Annotated in this window: 9 protein-coding genes and 1 pseudogene; 5 read left to right on the top strand and 5 right to left on the bottom strand. The window is 62.3% G+C overall.

The genetic code is table 11. The features are described from left to right. Positions 1-274 precede the first annotated feature (274 nt). The gene (locus ACVIHF_RS33040) at positions 275-1,276 is read right to left on the bottom strand and encodes a helix-turn-helix transcriptional regulator (protein ID WP_253605210.1); all 1,002 of its coding nucleotides are present in this window, start codon (positions 1,274-1,276) and stop codon (positions 275-277) included. A gap of 650 nt (positions 1,277-1,926) precedes the next feature. Between ACVIHF_RS33040 and ACVIHF_RS33035 the strand changes: the two genes are divergently transcribed. The 5 genes and pseudogenes from ACVIHF_RS33035 to ACVIHF_RS33015 all read left to right on the top strand — a co-directional run bounded on the left by ACVIHF_RS33035 (position 1,927) and on the right by ACVIHF_RS33015 (position 8,486). Further along, a complete protein-coding gene (locus ACVIHF_RS33035) occupies positions 1,927-2,028 on the top strand; it encodes a hypothetical protein (protein ID WP_375167120.1) in 102 nt (33 codons plus the stop codon). Positions 2,029-3,223: 1,195 nt separating this feature from the next. Then, a pseudogene (locus tag ACVIHF_RS33030) lies at positions 3,224-4,229 on the top strand (TAXI family TRAP transporter solute-binding subunit). Positions 4,230-4,261: 32 nt separating this feature from the next. Further along, on the top strand, positions 4,262-4,855 hold the full coding sequence (locus ACVIHF_RS33025; RefSeq protein ID WP_253605205.1) for a hypothetical protein: 594 nt from the start codon (positions 4,262-4,264) through the stop codon (positions 4,853-4,855). 37 nt (positions 4,856-4,892) lie between these two features. Then, a complete protein-coding gene (locus tag ACVIHF_RS33020) occupies positions 4,893-5,507 on the top strand; it encodes a DsrE family protein (protein ID WP_253605204.1) in 615 nt (204 codons plus the stop codon). A 123-nt stretch (positions 5,508-5,630) separates the two neighbouring features. Further along, positions 5,631-8,486 carry a hypothetical protein gene (locus ACVIHF_RS33015; RefSeq protein ID WP_456793179.1) on the top strand — a complete coding sequence of 952 codons (2,856 nt, stop codon included), beginning with the start codon at positions 5,631-5,633 and terminating at the stop codon, positions 8,484-8,486. Positions 8,487-8,612: 126 nt separating this feature from the next. On the opposite strand, the gene ACVIHF_RS33010 is transcribed toward ACVIHF_RS33015, so the two are convergent. The 4 genes from ACVIHF_RS33010 to ACVIHF_RS32995 all read right to left on the bottom strand — a co-directional run bounded on the left by ACVIHF_RS33010 (position 8,613) and on the right by ACVIHF_RS32995 (position 16,273). After that, a complete protein-coding gene (locus tag ACVIHF_RS33010) occupies positions 8,613-10,040 on the bottom strand; it encodes an HlyD family type I secretion periplasmic adaptor subunit (protein WP_253605201.1) in 1,428 nt (475 codons plus the stop codon). Then, the gene (locus ACVIHF_RS33005; protein WP_244559016.1) at positions 10,027-12,675 is read right to left on the bottom strand and encodes a type I secretion system permease/ATPase; all 2,649 of its coding nucleotides are present in this window, start codon (positions 12,673-12,675) and stop codon (positions 10,027-10,029) included. The genes ACVIHF_RS33010 and ACVIHF_RS33005 overlap by 14 nt, the downstream gene beginning before the upstream one ends. A gap of 577 nt (positions 12,676-13,252) precedes the next feature. Beyond that, on the bottom strand, positions 13,253-14,695 hold the full coding sequence (locus ACVIHF_RS33000; RefSeq protein WP_456793178.1) for a hypothetical protein: 1,443 nt from the start codon (positions 14,693-14,695) through the stop codon (positions 13,253-13,255). A gap of 369 nt (positions 14,696-15,064) precedes the next feature. Continuing rightward, the gene (locus tag ACVIHF_RS32995) at positions 15,065-16,273 is read right to left on the bottom strand and encodes a glycoside hydrolase family 5 protein (RefSeq protein WP_253605199.1); all 1,209 of its coding nucleotides are present in this window, start codon (positions 16,271-16,273) and stop codon (positions 15,065-15,067) included. Positions 16,274-16,310: the final 37 nt, after the last annotated feature.

Below are 16,310 nucleotides of genomic sequence, written 5' to 3'. Positions count from 1 at the left end.
TGCCTGATGTGCTTTCGAGCATGACGGTTCTGCGCGCTGTTGGCAGACGCGCCGCACCGACCTGACCGTCGGCAGCGTTGTGTTGATAGAGACCGGCGCTTCCAGCTCCTCTGCGCAAAGGAGGAGAGATCGATCCCATCCGAACTCGTGGCGCTCCCATACGGCGAAACCGGGTCCGATCGATCGACGGTGAGGTCGGGCCAATGACAAGGCGTGTCGAATGAAGGGATACCTTCAACCATTCGGGCGGCATGGCGCCCAAGGCAGAACGCGCTTATCCCGGCCGCGATTGCGCACGAAACTGTCGCGGCGTAACGCCGGTAATTCGGCGGAAGGCGCGCGTAAAATGCGCTGGATCAGTGTAGCCCGAGGAGAATGCGATTTCGATGATCTTGGAATCCGTGTCGCGCAAGAGCTTGCTGGCATTCTCGAACCGGATGGTGTCGAGCAGATCCGAGTATGTCATGCCGGCGTACGCGAGCTTACGTTGCAAGCTCCTCGCGCTCGCGCCAGCCATCTCCGCAACCTGAGCGAGAGCCGGAAGTCCCTGGTCGAGGTAGGACGGCAACATCAACTTGAGCGTTGCGATGATGTCATGACCTGACGGGCCAGCCTGATCGTCTTGCAAGGAGAGCACTTGCTCCTTTGCGCGATTGGGAAGGCTGAGGAGCGAGATCGGCACGTCGATCCACGATGCGTCTTGTCCCGACAGGAAACGCGTGTTTGGCCAGAATGATTGACACGCGGGGCTCGGCGTATACCGGGCTTCAAACGCGATTGTAGCAGGAGCCCAATCCGGTCCGGCGAATTGCCGGACGATATATATGGGGAAAATATTCTGAAGCCATTGTGAATGCTCGAGATGCAGGCGTCCTTTTGTTCCAGTGAGACTGCTGCAAAACTTCACGTGACCGTCGTGGCGCTCGATCCAATTCTTCAAGTTCGAGTCCTCGATCGATGCCCATTTGCAAGCCTGTTGCAGCGCGACCAACAGCGTTGGGGCATGGCCGATCAGAGTCCGGGTTTTCTCGCTCAGGTGACAATAGTGCAGACGTTGGGAAGCGAGGAATCCAAAATCCGGAATGCCTTGTGATCTTCGGGTGATTTCCGCGAAGTCGATTGCTCGCAGAATCGGAACATAATGATCGGCCTTTTCTTCCAATGATGTCGGAAGCTGAAATTTTGCCAGAAACGAACCGGTCGACGCGCCGATTTCGCTAAGGATATCAGCGAAGGGAATGAGGAATTGGCAGCGCGTCAAATGGATATTTGCCACCGGGCTGCCTCTCGATCGTAAAATGGATGCTGCATGTCGGCGGGAATTTCGCTGGGCCCGAGCGTCGGCGTTGCCGGCAAAAATGGAAGAGTTCGCAGCCCCCCTCCCGGCCTGCGATGCGTGTCTTGCCGGCTCTTTTGGCGGCTTATGGCCAGACGGCCAACAATTCGCTGCATAGGCTTACCGACACCAAAACTACGACCGGAATGGAGGAAAGCTGAGCCCTTAGTGCTGCGTTTCGATGAATTCTCTCACCATATCCTCGCAATATTACGTGCGCTCGACAATGTCGAACGAGAGCTGCTGCGTGATCGACAGATGCCTGATTTTCCCGGGCAGTCGGCCACACGGGAGCCGGAATACCCATGGCCTTCAAGCATCTGGTATTCTCTAGACGGAGCATAGACTTCGTGTCCCACACCAACAGATGAGAGCCGTCCGTTTGCCTTCGTCCGAGGCGGTCCGCGCGGCCATTGTCGCGTCGCTGCGACACGGTGACGCAACCATAAATGGTACAGCCCGCGCCTGCAAGATCGGCACGCGGACGTTGCAGCGTCATCTCGGCCGTATGGGAACAAGCTACCGCGCAATGCTTGCGGAGGTTCGCTTGAGTATGGCTTGCCGAGCTCCTCGGGGACTCGAGCAAGCCCCTGTCCGACGTCGCAAAATTCCTCGGTTATTCCAATGCGAGCAGTTTCAGCCGCACTTTCGCGCGTTTGATGAAAGTTCAGCCCGTTGTCTACAGGCGATAGCAACTTGCCGATAAACATCGGCAAGCGCTCCATCGCAGACGACCTTGCGTGATCGATAGCTGAATTATTCCACAAGGTTGGCGTGAAATGGCAAGACGCACGATTTGAATTGGAGCGAAACGGTTGGCGAGATTTCCGGGCTCCGCAAGGAGCCATTTTGTTTTTGACGTTCAACTGAAGCGCTGGGACGCTATGGTGAGCTATCTGGGCCGGACGAAGCAAAAACAGAGCGGCGCAAGCTGGCGAGCACGGTAGGCCCCGCGTCATGCAATCACGTCGCCGAGCACGAGCGGCTGACCGCAGAACCAGCTCCACCCGTTCGCGACAATCAGGAGGAGCTGGGGCTATCCGCCAGACGACCGTCGTAGCGGCGTCGGCGAGCCCCGAGATCGCCCAATCGGCGCATGCACAGACCTATCTGGGCGCTTACGCCAGTCTCGACCAGCGCATTGTCGAGGCGATCGCAGTGGTGTGCCTGGCACATGGGATAGGTTGATTGTCCAGGCGTCATCGACCCCCGGCCCCTTCTGGAAATGGTATCGCGTGACAGCGAGAGGTCTGGCGCGATCCGGTAGGACAAGCTGAGAAATTGGCTTTGACCCGTCCCGATGAAGCGCTATCCATTTCTGATATATGCCGGTCCCTTGCGTTGCGGTCGCAAACTGGACGTGTTCACGCTTACGAAATTCCATTTTCCCGTAGCTGAATTGGTGGGTTTTAGTCGACGAAAGTCGAAAATCCTTTATCTTTCAATGTGGATTGACTGACACTCTCTCCGCCATTTGACCTTGCACGCCAAACGACGATTGCGCCCGCTTGGGTTGGCAAGTTGTGCTGAATGCACGCCCATGGCCAAGGCAACAACAGAAGCCGTTTATGAGACCTGGTCGGGGCGGAATGTAAAGAATCGCCGCACCGAAGCCGCCCGTCGTCGGCAGAACGACAACAACGCGGCAAAACGCCATCGCCGATGCCGGCCTAATTTCAAACCGCGACAGAACCGTACGAGACGTCGATCCCTCGCTGCTGCGGCGTAGGACACGCACAATGGATAATCCGGAAGGAGTAGTGGGCTCCCCCATGGGGAGAAATAGCGCGCGCCGATGAACTGCATGAAACTACGACAAAATCACCGATCGGCGAGGGCGGAGATCCCATGGGACAGACCGCAAAAAGGGAATTGCACCCGTTGCGCATGCTGGCGCTGCTGATTCCGCTGCTCACGACCGTTCCGCTGTCAAACGTGGATGCACAGGCGCAACCTGCTGCACCGCGTCAATTGCGCCGTGAGCCGCCGCCGCAAAAGCCGCAGGTGACGATGAATGCCTGGACGATCGGCCTCGCCGGGGGCCTGCTCGAGGGCGCGCCCATTCGTCTCGCGGCCGAAATCGCCCGCGTCGTAGACGATGGCGACAAGCTGCATGTGTTGCCGGTCGTGACGCGCGGGCCGACGGAGAATGTGAACTCACTGCTGTATTTGCGCGGCATCGATGCCGCCATCATCAATTCCGACGTGCTCGAGGAATACAGGAGCCAGGTGCCCGGATATCCAGCAACGGCTGGCTTTCGTGCTGAACCTGTTTCCGTCCGAACTGCATATCTTCGTTCGTCCCGAGATCCAAAGCCTGAGCGATCTCGCCGGCAAGAAGGTGAACTTCAATAATTTGGGCACCGCGGCGGCCTATTCGGGGCCGCTGATCTTCAGCCGCCTGGGCCTCGATGTGGAAAAAACCTTCATCCCCCATCAGGTCGCGCTCGAGCAGATGCGCAAGGGCGAGATGGCCGCGGTCGTCTTCATCACCTCGAAGCCGGTGGATGCCTTCGTGCGCGGCCGCTGGGACCCGGGGTTCAAGTTCCTGCCTGTTCCCTATGACAGGAGGTTCGAAGACTTTTATCTTCCCGCCTCGCTCGAGGCCACGGAGTATCCCAATCTCATCAAGCAGGGCGAGCGCGTCACGACAATCGCCGTGCCGACCGCCCTGGTGGCTTTCAACTTTCCGGCCAAATCGAACCGCTATGAGCGCCTTGCGCGCTTCGTGGAGTATCTGTTCTCGCGGATCGACAAGCTGCAGCAGCCGGGCTTCGACCAAAAGTGGAAGACGATCAATCTCGCCGCGACCGTTCCCGGCCTGACGCGCTTCCCCGCAGCGCAGGCGTGGCTCGATCGCGAGCCGCGCGCCGCCGCAAATACATCGCAATGAGACGCGCGGCGACCTGCGCGGTGGCTGGAGTCTTGCTCGCAAGCGGCATTGCTTCGGCGCAGGCGGCAGGATATCGCCAGATCGCTCAGCTCCGCGATTGCTCCGCCAAGGAACGCTCCGAACGGCCGGAGTGCTCCGAGAAGACACCGCGGGCGTCGGCGCTGCCCCAGGCGAACCTGGGTAACAGCTGGGTCGTCAGCCTGACGACTTCACCGCTCGACTATTCACCGGTCGCCACCGCCACGACGTCATCGCGCGACGGTGCCGGCGAAAGCGCAATGACGCTTTCGATTCGCTGCCATGGCGGGCGGAGCGAACTGATCGTCGCCGGACCCCGTGTGTCCGGTCGCGGCGATGGATATGCGATTTCCTACCGCATCAACGACGGTCCGCCGCAGCAAGTCGCGGCGGCTGTGCCTGCGTCCGGGACCGGCGTTGCGTTCGGCGGCGACGTGATTCGCTTGCTGCAGTCCCTTCCGGACGGCGGAGGTCTCAGTATTCACCTCGCACCCCGTACCGGACCGGCGCTGGATGCGGTGTTTCCGTTGGGCGGCATGGATGTGGTGCGCGCGAAGATCACCGCTGCCTGCAGGTGGCCACAACCGACCGCAAAACCCAACGGCTAGGGATTTCAATAACGTGTCTTTAACAGGAGAGGTATCCATGCGCGTGTTTCAGCAAATTGCGAAGGTAACCATGATCGGAGCCGCAACGGTGCTGCTGTCCGCTTCATACGCTGCGGCGGAGCAAGGCGGCGGACGGTACTGGACACCGACAACAACGAACCCCGCTGCGGACTATCGGCACGTTTCAGAAAAGGTCCAAAGGGTTCATGTCTCGCGCAAGGCGACCACCCACAAGAGGGAACGATCGCCTCTTAACGCCAACGCCCGGCTTCCATCCAACGCCAAGTCGCACAACCTGATCCTGCAGGTGAACACGAACGATCCCGCAGCCATGAATCTCGCGCTCAACAACGCCGTCAACGTTGCGCAATACTACAAGGATCTCGGCGAGAGGGTGAAGATCGAGGTGGTCACCTTCGGGCCTGGGCTGCACATGCTGCGCGACGACACCTCGCCGGTGAAAGCCCGTCTCGAGGAAATGGCGCTGAGCACGCCGGAGGTCTCGTTCAAGGCCTGTGGCAATACCCAGGAAAAAATGCACAAGGCCGAGAACAAGGACATCCCGATTGTTCGCCAGGCGGAGGTGGTGAAGTCAGGCGTCGTGCGCGTGATGGAACTGCAGGAGAAGGGCTGGTCCTATGTGAAGCCGTGACCTGTGGCCTAACCCGAAAGGGGTGGGTGGGGTCCTCCATGCGGGCTGTAGGCTTCGCGCTGCGGTACGGCGCATAATGCCGTACCTCAACAGATCGTGTCGCCACGCGACAGGTGATTGCGGATGGGCCCGGTGATCCTCAAGGACAAGGCAGTTGCCGGCTGCGACATCGCGGATTCGTCGCGCCGCCTGCTGCCCAAGGCGGGACGGTCCGCGCTGTCGTGGACGACTGCTGCCATGCTCGCAATGGTGTGCGCGCCGGAAACACGGGCTTCCCCAGATCCGGCCCGCCCTTCGACGCAACCGCAGCATTCGGCGGCTGCCGGTAGTCCCGGTTTCATCGAAGCGGCAAGGAACGGCGCTCCCGAAGCCTTGCCGCCGGGTCGAGGCGGCAATGACAGACCGGTGCAGGTCGCCCAAGCGAGCGTCGGCGACACGGGGCAGGCCTCGAAACGGGAATATAACTGGGCGGAGTCGCTCTCCTGCGAACTGACGAATGCAAGACGTGACATCGAGTTGCTGCAACGTCTCGAGCAGGAGCGCTATCGGGCCGAGTCGATGGAGCAGAATCTCGCGGCGGCGCGCCGCGATATCGAGGCCCAGGCAGCGTTGACGGACAAGGCGGTCCAAGAGAAGCAGGCCGCGCAGGGCGGTGCGGAGTTGCTGAACTCCCTGCAAGAGACGCGTGAGCGGGCGGAGCGCCTGGAGCGGGACCTGGCGGCAGCGCGGCGTGATGTCGAAACCCAGACCGTGCTGGCGACAAAAACGGGTGAGGAAGCGTCTCGGCTGAAAGCAGCGGCGGAAGGTGGCGCGGCGGATCTGCAGCGAGAGCGCGAGCGGTCCGCGCGGCTCGAGCAGGATCTCGAGGCATTGCGCCGCAACGTCGAGACTCAGACGGCGCTGGCGGCAAAGGCAGCCGAGGAGGTTTCCCAGCTGAAGGGGATGCGTGAAAGCGGCGCCACGGAGCTGCAGTCGGCCCTGCGACGGGAGCGCGAGCGGAGCGCGCAGCTGGAGCAGGATTTGGCGGCAGCGCGGCGCGATGTCGAGACCCAGATGGCGTTGGCGACAACGACAAAGCAAGAAGCTCTGCGGCAGAAGCAGGCAGCGGACGTCGGAGCTGCCGAGCTCAGGCAATTGCGCGAACGAGCCGAGGCGCTGGCACAAGACCTCTCGCTGTCACGGAGCTCGATCTACGCATACGAAGCCCAAGTCCGCAAATCCGGAGACGAAGCGACGGAGCTCAGGCAGGCGGTTGCAAGCTGCACGGCTTCGGTCAGCAAATTCACGCCCGACGAAGGTGAGCGGTTCGCGCGGCTGGAGCGGGATCTTGCAGCTGCCCGCAGCAATGTCGAGACCCAGGCCGCGCTGGCGACCAAAGCAGGCGAGGAGGTTTCCCGACTGAAACAGCAAAGCGAAAGCGGAGCGGCCGAGTCGCAGGGCTCCCTGCAAAAGGAGCGAGAGCGGTCCGCAAGGCTGGAGCAGGATCTTGCGGTCGCGCGGCGTGATGTCGAGGCCCAGACCGCGCTGGCGGCAAAGGCGGCCGATGAAGCCCTGCGGCAGAAGCGGACGGTGGAGGCCGGGGCCGCCGAGCTGCGGGAATCGCGCGCGAGGGCCGACGCGCTGGCACAGGAGGTTTCCCAGACGCGAAGCACGATCTACGCCTTCGAGGCGCAGGCCCGCAAAGCCGGTGAAGAAGCGGCGGAGCTCAGGCAGGCGGCTGAGAACGGCGCAGCTCACAAAGCCACACCGGACGAGCGTGAGCGACTGGTGCGGCTGGAGCAGGATCTTGCGGCTGCCCGCAGCGATGTCGAGACGCAGACCGCGCTGGCGGCGAAAGCAAGCGAGGAGACCGCCCGACTGAAGCGGGAAAGGGAAAGCGGTGCGGCTGAGTTGCAGAACTCACTGCAAGCGGCGCGGGCTGACCGGCTGGAGCTGGATCTTGCAGCAGCGCGGCGCGATGTCGCGACCAAGACGGCGCTGGCGACGAAAGCAGACGAGGAAGTGTCCCGGCTGAAGGCGGTGGAGAAGAGCGGTGCGGCTGAGCTGCAAAAGGAGCATGAGCGGTCCACCAGGCTGGAGCAGGATCTTGCGGCAGCGCGACGTGATATCGAGAGCAAGGCCGTGCTGGTGAGCGAAGCGGGCAAGGAAACGTCCCGGCTGAAGGCGGCGGAGAAGAGCGGTGCGGCCGAGCTGCAAAAGGAGCGTGAGCGGTTCGCCCGGCTGGAGCAGGATCTTGCGGCGGCGCGACGTGATGTCGAGAGCAAGGTCGTGCTGGTGACCGAAGCGGGCAAGGAAACGTCCCGGCTGCAAGCTGTGGGAAAGAGCGCTGCGGCGGACCTGCAAAAGGAGCGTGAGCGGTCCGCGCGGCTGGAGCAAGATCTGGCGGCAGCGCATCGCGACAGCGAGACCCAGACGGCGCGGGCGGCAAAGGCAAGCGAGGAAACCTTGCTGCAGAAGCAGGCGGCGGAAGCCAGCGCTGCCGAATTGAGGCAATTGCGCGCCAGGATCGACGTGCAGCCACAGCACCTCCCTTTGTCGCGGAGCGCAATCCATGCGTATGAGGCCGAGGATCGCAAGGCGCACGGCGCGGCGTTGACGACCGGTGCGACGGCGCGGGACAAGTCCATCGAAGTCGCCACCAATCCAACCGCCGAACAGACGCGAGCGGCGCCTGCTCGCGCGGTTGCCCAGCCTGCTGCCGAGCAGGCGGCGGAAGCGGGAGGGTTGGTTGCGCGGGCGAGCTCCTTGCTGCGTCAGGGCGACATAGGCGCGGCGCGGCTTGTACTCGAGCGCGCCGTGGAAATGGGCAGCGCCCAGGCGAGCTTCGCGCTGGCAGAAACCTACGATCCCCTGATTCTTGCGAAGTGGGGGACTTACGGCACGCGCGGCGACGAGCGCAGGGCGCAAGACCTCTACGACAAGGCCAACGCCGCGGGAGTCCATGAGGCGAAATCGCGTCTGGAAGCGCTGCGCCGATAGCGCGCATCTGCCAATCCACCGGCAATTTCACCGCCATCGTCCTAACGACGGGCACCACCGCGATCAGCTTCGCTCTCACGCGCGTGGCACCTCGCCCGGCCGCAACGTCCGGCGACGGGCTTCGCTTTACCGTTCGCGCAGGGCCTCCTGCCGGTACCGTGCCAGCGGCGAAAGCAGATAGCTGATGATCCTGCGTGTGCCGGTCTTGATTTCGACCGTCACCGCCATGCCCGGCCCGAGCTTGACGAGCTTGTCCTCGATTTGCATGTGCGTCCGGTCGAGCGAAACGCGCGCGGCATATTCGAGCTCCTGACCTTTAGGCTCGCTGCTGCTCTGCGCCGCGCCCAATGTCCGGTCATTGGGGTTGCCCTGTTGCTTGTCGCGCGTGATGGCATCCGTCGACACGCTGAGCACATCGCCATGAAGCAGCCCGTACCGGGTGAAGTTGAACGTATCGACCTTGATCTCCGCCTTCTGGCCGGGATGCACGAAGCCGATGTCGCGGTTCGACAGCATGGCCTCGATCTCGAGCTGGCTCTCGCTCGGGACCACGACGGCCAGCGCCTGAGCGGGCGTCACCACGCCGCCCACCGTATGAACGGCAAGCTGCTGCACGACGCCGTCGACCGGTGCGGTCAAGCGCTGGAGCTTCGTTCGCCGATCCGCCTTGACCACCTCCTGGGCTGCGCTCGCAGCCTTCTGCTCGGCCTTCGCAAGGGCATCATAGGTCGCGCGGCGATACTCAGCGGCAGTCTTGTCCTTGGTCTCCTTCAGCAGCGCGATCGCCGCATCGGCTTCGCGCAGCCGGCTCTGCTGCAGGACGAGATCCTGCTGCATGGCGACCAGCTCCTGGTACTCCGAGAGATAGACGACCTTCGACGCCAATGCCTTTTCGACGAGACCCTTGCGGATGTCGACGCGCTCCTTCAGCACCGGGATCGTCGCATCCAGCTTGGCGACGCTCGCCGATGTGGTCGCCCGTTCCGCTTCCTTCTGCCCCTGCTGGCGCTCGATTTCAGAAAGCTTTGCGCTCTGCTCGGCACGCTGGCTGATCAGGAACTGGCGATGCATCTCGATTTCGGCTGCACTTGCGTTTTGCGGCGGCTGGAAGGCCGCGAGCGGGTCCGCGGCCAGCGCGGCGCGCAGCCGCGCGACGTCCAGTTCGGCTGCAAGCAGATCGCTCTTCTGGCGCTCCTGGTCGGCTTCCGTCATTGTCGGGTCCAGCTCGATCAGGACGTCGCCGGCCTTGACGCTCTGGCCGTCGCGGACGCGGATGGCGCGGACCACGCCGGTCTCGAACGGCTGGATCAGCTTGGTGCGCCCGCCCGGCACGATCTTGCCGGTCGCGCTGGCGACGATATCGACGCTGCCGAGCGTCGCCCACACCAGCGCGATGCAGAACACGGCGATGATGCAGGCCCCGATCGCGCGCCCGATCGGCGATGGCGGCGATTCGGCGATCTCGAGCGCCGCCGGCAGAAAGGCGATTTCGTGCTCGCGGCGGCGAGGTTCGCGTCTCGGGAACGCGACGACATTGCGGCTAGCGGACGTCATGGATACCGGCCTGCAGATAATGGAGGTTGGCGTAACGGCCGTTGGTGCGGATCAGCTCGTCATGGCTGCCGTCCTCGACGATGCGGCCATGCTCGAGGGTGATGATCCGGCTTGCATTGCGCACGGTCGAGAGCCGGTGGGCGATGACGAACACGGTCCGTCCGGCGGAAATCCGCCTCATGTTCTGTTGGATCGCGCGTTCGCTTTCGTAGTCCAGCGCGCTGGTCGCCTCGTCCAGGATCAGGATGCGTGGATCGGTGATGAGTGCACGTGCGATTGCGATTCGCTGGCGCTGCCCGCCGGACAGGCTGCTGCCGCGCTCGCCCACAACGGTGTCGTAACCCTCCGGCAGTTCGAGGATGAAGTCGTGGGCGCCGGCCAGCTCCGCCGCTTCGATGACGCGCTCCATCGGCATCGCCGGATCGGCCAGCGCGATGTTGTCGCGAACCGTGCAGTTGAACAGTACGTTCTCCTGCAACACGACGCCGATCTGGCGCCGCAGCCAGCTCAGATCGACCATCGCGAGGTCGACGCCGTCGACCAGCACGCGCCCGCTTTCCGGGACATAGAGACGCTGGATCAGCTTGGTGATGGTGCTCTTGCCCGAGCCCGACGAACCCACGATGCCGATGACCTGGCCTGGCTCGACGCTGAAGGACACGTCGTGCAGCACCTCGGGGCCGTCGATGCGGTAGCGGAAAGTCGCGTGCTCGAATGTGACCTGACCGCGGATCGGCGGCAGCGCCGCGCGGGCCGGCGTGAAGCTCGGCTCGGGAATGGTGTTGAGGATGTCGCCGAGACGATCGATCGACAGGCGGGCCTGATGGAAGTCCTGCCAGATCTGCGCGAGTCGCAGAACCGGCGCGCTGACACGCGCGGCCAGCATGTTGAACGCGACGAGCTCACCGACAGTCAGGTCCCCGCTGACCACCAGGCGGGCGCCGAAGTAAAGGGTCGCGGCGATGACCAGCTTGTTGATCATCTGGACCGCCTGGCTCGCCGTGTTGTTCAGGCTGAGCACGCGGAAGCTTGCGGACACATAGCCGGCGAGCTGCTCCTCCCAGCGGCGCTGCATCTGCGGCTCGACCGCCATGGCCTTCAGCGTCTCGATACCGGTGACGCTCTCGACCAGGAAGGCCTGGTTCTCGGAGCCGCGATTGAATTTCTCGTCGAGGCGCCGACGGAACAGCGGCGCGGCTCCCGCGGAGATGCCGATGTAGAGCGGGAAGGACGCCAGCACGATCCACGTCAACGTCGTCGAGTAATAGAACATCACCGCAAGGAAGACGACGGTGAACAGCAGATCGATCACCAGCGTGAGCGCCGAGCTGGTCAGGAACTGGCGGATGTTCTCGAGCTCGCGGACGCGCGCCACCGAATCGCCGACGCGGCGGGTCTGGAAATAGGCGATCGGCAGCGCCAGCAAGTGACGGAACAGCCTGGCGCCGAGCTCGACGTCGATACGGTTTGTCGTATGCGCGAACTGATAGACGCGCAGCGTCTCGAGGACGGCCTCGAACACGGTCAGTACGACAAGCCCGACGACCAGCACGTCGAGCGTGCTCATGCTTCGATGCACGAGCACCTTGTCGATCACCACCTGGAAGAACAGCGGCGAGACAACGGCGAAGATCTGAAGGAAGAACGACGCCGCCAGCACCTCGCCGAGCAGGCGACGATACTTTTGCATGGCGCCGACGAACCAGGAGATATCGAAGCGCCGCGCGAGATCGGTCAGGCTGGCGCGCCGGGCCATCAGGATGATGCCGCCGTCCCAGATCGCCTCGAGTTGCGCCTGGGTGATTGCTTCGGGGCGCGGAGACAGCGGGCGCTGAACGAGAAGCTTGTCGTCGATAACCTTGCCGAGGATCAGGAAGCTGCCGTCGCGCAGTACCGCAATTCCCGGCAGCGGGGTGACGGCAAGCCTGTTCCAGCTCGTCCTCTGCACCTTTGCCTTGAGTCCGAAATCCTTGGCGCAGCGCAGGATTTCAGTAACGCCGAGGCGCGCTGCGCCGATCCGGTGGCGAATTTGGCCGGGGTCGGCAGCGATGCCATGGCAACGCAGCAAGATCGCCAGCGCAATGAGCCCGGATTCATCGTCATGTTCGGATTCGACGCCGGCGGCCGGGGATTCGGTGTTTGTGTTCGCCGGATGGATTGCGGCCTCGTCGCGAGGCCCGCGCATCAGGATGCCAGGTCTCATCGCCAAGAAGCTCTTCGTGAGGCCGTCACGGGCACGCATCAGGCCCTCGCCGGCGCGGTGCATCAGGCCGGCGCCAAGGTCAAACGAGCGCGTGCGGATGCCGGCAAATGCATGACGTGCGCGCTGCGCGAGGCTCTGTGATCCAGCACAGATCAAACCGCCATCCCAGATCGCTTCGAATTCCGCGCGTGTCATCCGGCTCGGATGCGGCGAGGTCGGGTGCAGCACAAGCGCCACCTGGTCGTCGATCTTGCCCAGCAGCAGAAATCCGCCGTCACGCAGCGAGGCGATTCCGGGCAGCTGGATACCCGCAAGGCGGGTCCAATCCATTGTCCGCGAGCGGACCTTGACCCCGAATTCGCGCGCGCAGCGAAGCATCGCGCGGACGCCGATCTCGTCGCTCCCGCAACGATCGCGGAGCTGGTCCGGCACAGTATTCACGCCATGGAGGCGCAGGAACAGAGCTAGCGCGCGAAGCCCTAGATCTGCGGCGGGGGCATTTCCGTTCTGGATCGCCATTCTTACTCAACCCTTCGCGGCTACCCGGCCGCGTTAGTGTTCCTTCTCATGCATTTCCAAAGACTGGGAATTCCAATGCCGCGCATCGACAGAGCATGCGACATACCGCTTGCTCGCAGCCAAAAAGGCGCAAGCAACATCAAAGCACTAGGGCCTCGAACCGCGAGGGGATTTCAAAGCAGTGGGATTTTAGACCTGCCCCCCGACTGCTGAACCGGTTCGTTAATGCGCAAAAATGGCGAAAAAAGTTTCAAATCTTGATTTTTGCACCGTTATGTTGCGCGCAAATTTGCCGCATACCCGAAGCTGTTGCGCCAGCACGCATTTTGATCGCTTGGAAACAGATGCGAGCGATGAAGCCAACCGAGACCAGGACCCGCGCGTGGCAGTCCCTTCGCCGTTACCGTCCGCGATCGACCGCCCGTTTCCGACTCCCAACACGTTGATGGTACTGCACCCGGGCGCAGAGCCCCCGGGTGCAGTAGCCGGATCAACCTTGAGGTTTGCTCAAGAACGAGTTGTGCGTCCAGCCGGTCCCATTCGACATCGCCGCCACGATCTGACCAGCGTCGACCCGACCGGTGCTACCGGCCAGATACTGGTTCAGCAGCGCAAAGCCCTGGCTTGCCTGGGACGCTCGCGCGCCTTGATCGGCCCAACCGGTCGTCTGCGATGCTGTGTTCGCCAGGGTGCTGGTGTCGCCCATCTGCTGCTGCAACTGCGCAAAGCCGTGGTTTGCCCAGCTCCCTGCGTTTCCGCCAGTCCAGCTGGACGGCCGGGGATCCGTCACGCGGATCGTCTGCGGGTCCGACGACATCACAGCGCCGGTGGTCGGATCCATAGCGCTCGCGGTCAGCGTGAGGTTCGCGACCGGATGAGCATTGCCCTTGTAGTACGATGTCAGCGTCAGTCCGCTGTCGACCTGCGCGGACGTCAGGGTGATGTTGTTGCCCCTGAGCGTCGTGCCGTCGCCGGTCGTGATCGTCTCGTATCGCGGCAATCCCATGATACTGAGGGTGAGGTTATCGTTGGGGTCGGTCGTTGTAACGGTCGTCCCCAGGTCGACCTGACCGCCTCTGCCGGCCACCCAGAGCGACTTGTCCGCGACGTCGAGCAGCGGTGCGGTCACGCTTGGAGTCGTGGGGGTTGTCGGCGTCGTGGGGTCGGTCGGCGTCGTCGGCTGCGCCGGTATCGTGGGATCGGTCGGCGTCGTCGGCGTCGTCGGTGTCGTGGGCGTCGTCGGCGAAGAGGTGCCCTTCAGCGGAGGCGGAAGATCGGCCTGCAACTGCGCAGTAGTCATCGAGGTGAAGTAAAGGGTCTTGTAGTTCGTCGTCAGTGCGACCCAATCGCTCATCCCGGCACCGGGATTGTTGGAGAAACCGTCGACATATGCGGCCGTCGAGTTCGACCACCAATCAGCTCCCAGATCGGCAACGAGATGCTCGTTCGGATCAGTGGTCCTCATATCGGCCTGGACATAGACGCCATCGACCGTTCCGGCAGAATAGGTGCCGCGCGAGCCCGGCCAGAAATGGTCGTTGTATCCGCTGAGGGGCGCAGCGCCCATCGCACTGCCGTCCGCCTGCCTTGTCACGCTCCAGGCAGAGTTCGTGTTTCCGGAAAAGTCAGCGAGAAACTGAGATCCGGCGATCGGGTCCGTCGCCTGATCTTGCACGAGAGACCAGCCGCCAGTTTTCAGATGCACCCACGTCTGGAAGTTCGCGATCTGGACGTTGGCCGGATTAGAATCGTTGCTTGCCCCGGATTGGGGATAGACCTGTCCCCACCCTGTGACGGCGGTGAAATTGGAGGGCGGGGTGCTACCTGTATGGCCGGTGCTCCCGCCGTACCAGGAATAGCTTGTGGGAACGCCAAGCGGAAACCCTTCGCTGTTGCCAGGCGTGTTTTGATAGGTGACATCGGTCAGCGCCACTTTTGTTCTCCATTGCAGACCAGATTTAAGGACGTGAAATTCCGCTGCCGCGCATCAGGGATGTGCGGCATATTGCATGCTCGCAACTTCAGTAGTCGCGAACAGATTCCAAAGAATTGCAGCCTCGAACCGCGAGGAGATTTCAAGCAGTGGGTTTCTTGGAAGTTGGCCCCCCCGACTGCTGAGCCGGTTGGTTAATAATCAAAAATGGCAAAAAAACTTTCAAAGTGTGATTTATACACACGTATACCTGACCGGCATTTACTCCACACGGACGATTTTCCGCTGACATTTGCCGCGGTGGTCGGTTTCACGCCATATTTGATTTCTGCAAGGTCGCGTCGGCTTCGCTTGGCTCAGCCTACGGTCTCATGGCTTGCGCAGACCGAGCGCTGCCAAGAGCTCTGGGATAAATGCACCGTTGTCGCTGGTGATGCGAAACGACTCATCAAGGTCGTGAACGCACCAGCCAAATCCGTTGTCCTCGACGGCCTGACGCACCGACTGCAACCACGTCGCCCGATCCGATAACGCGGCACCGGTGCGACCGGCGAAGTCGCCAAAACATCCGAACTCACCGCACATGATGCGCTTGCGATCGACCTTGTTCTGGTCGGACCAAGCGGCGACCTCGCCCACTCTGCGACGGACGAACTCGATATCCTGAGGGACATTGAAATATTGATCGGCGCCGCTCATCAGCTGCTGGACAAGGTACTCCTTTCGCAACACGGAGGTTTGCTCATCCGATTTCAACAGACCTATCGCTCGCTCGATCGCCCGAGCGCGGTCGCCGGGTTGCGGAGGAAACTGGAGGCGATGCAAATATTTGCTATAGGATAGATTGACGCCCTGAAGAGTGAATATGAACGGCTCGTAGTAGTGAAAAACGAATATCGTATTTGCGTCGAAGGCCTTTACGTCGATCGAGAGCAGACCATCGATGCTCGCGTAATTCATTCCTGAAAGTAGCAGCGTGTGTTTCGGAGCGGCTGATCGTACTGCGTCGTAAAGATGTTTGAGCTGTTCCGCCCAAGCCGTCTTGGAGCTGAAATCCGACGGCGGCGGCGGTTCATTGAACAGCTCCAACGCGACCGACTGGGGGTCATATCTCGTCTGCAATGCCGCTGCGATGCTCGTCTCTACTTCGACAAGACGCAGGAAATGCGGGCCTGCGATTCCATCGGTCAACGTCTGAATGTTCCAGTCCTCGTGCTCCGTACTGACGTGAACGTCGAATAGCACCTTCATGCCGGCCTGAAGGACGGCGTCGACCGATCGAAGGACAGTTTCGATGCCCGAGGTCAAATCGGCCTTGGTCTCGACAGCGAGCAGCGGCGCTGGATCGACACAGATGCGCAGGAAGTCGACTCCGCTGGCAGCGATTCTTTCGAGCCGCTGTTTCGGCATCCAGCTGTCCCAGCCCCTGCGGATGTTCCAGGGCTCACCTTTCTGCCAATGCGCGAAAGGCTGCTGGATGTTTATGCCGCGCAGGCGGTCGTGCGACGACGTGAACGCGACGTCCGACTGGCGATCAAGGGACGGCGCGGCGGTTGGCTGTCCGAACGATCGCGTCACGCCGTACGCAGCCGCGCAGGCGGCGGCCCGAAGTGCG

Source organism: Bradyrhizobium sp. USDA 4506 (genome assembly GCF_054058795.1).
Note: the sequence above shows the minus strand (reverse complement) of the source record. Positions and strands in the feature narration are given on the sequence as shown.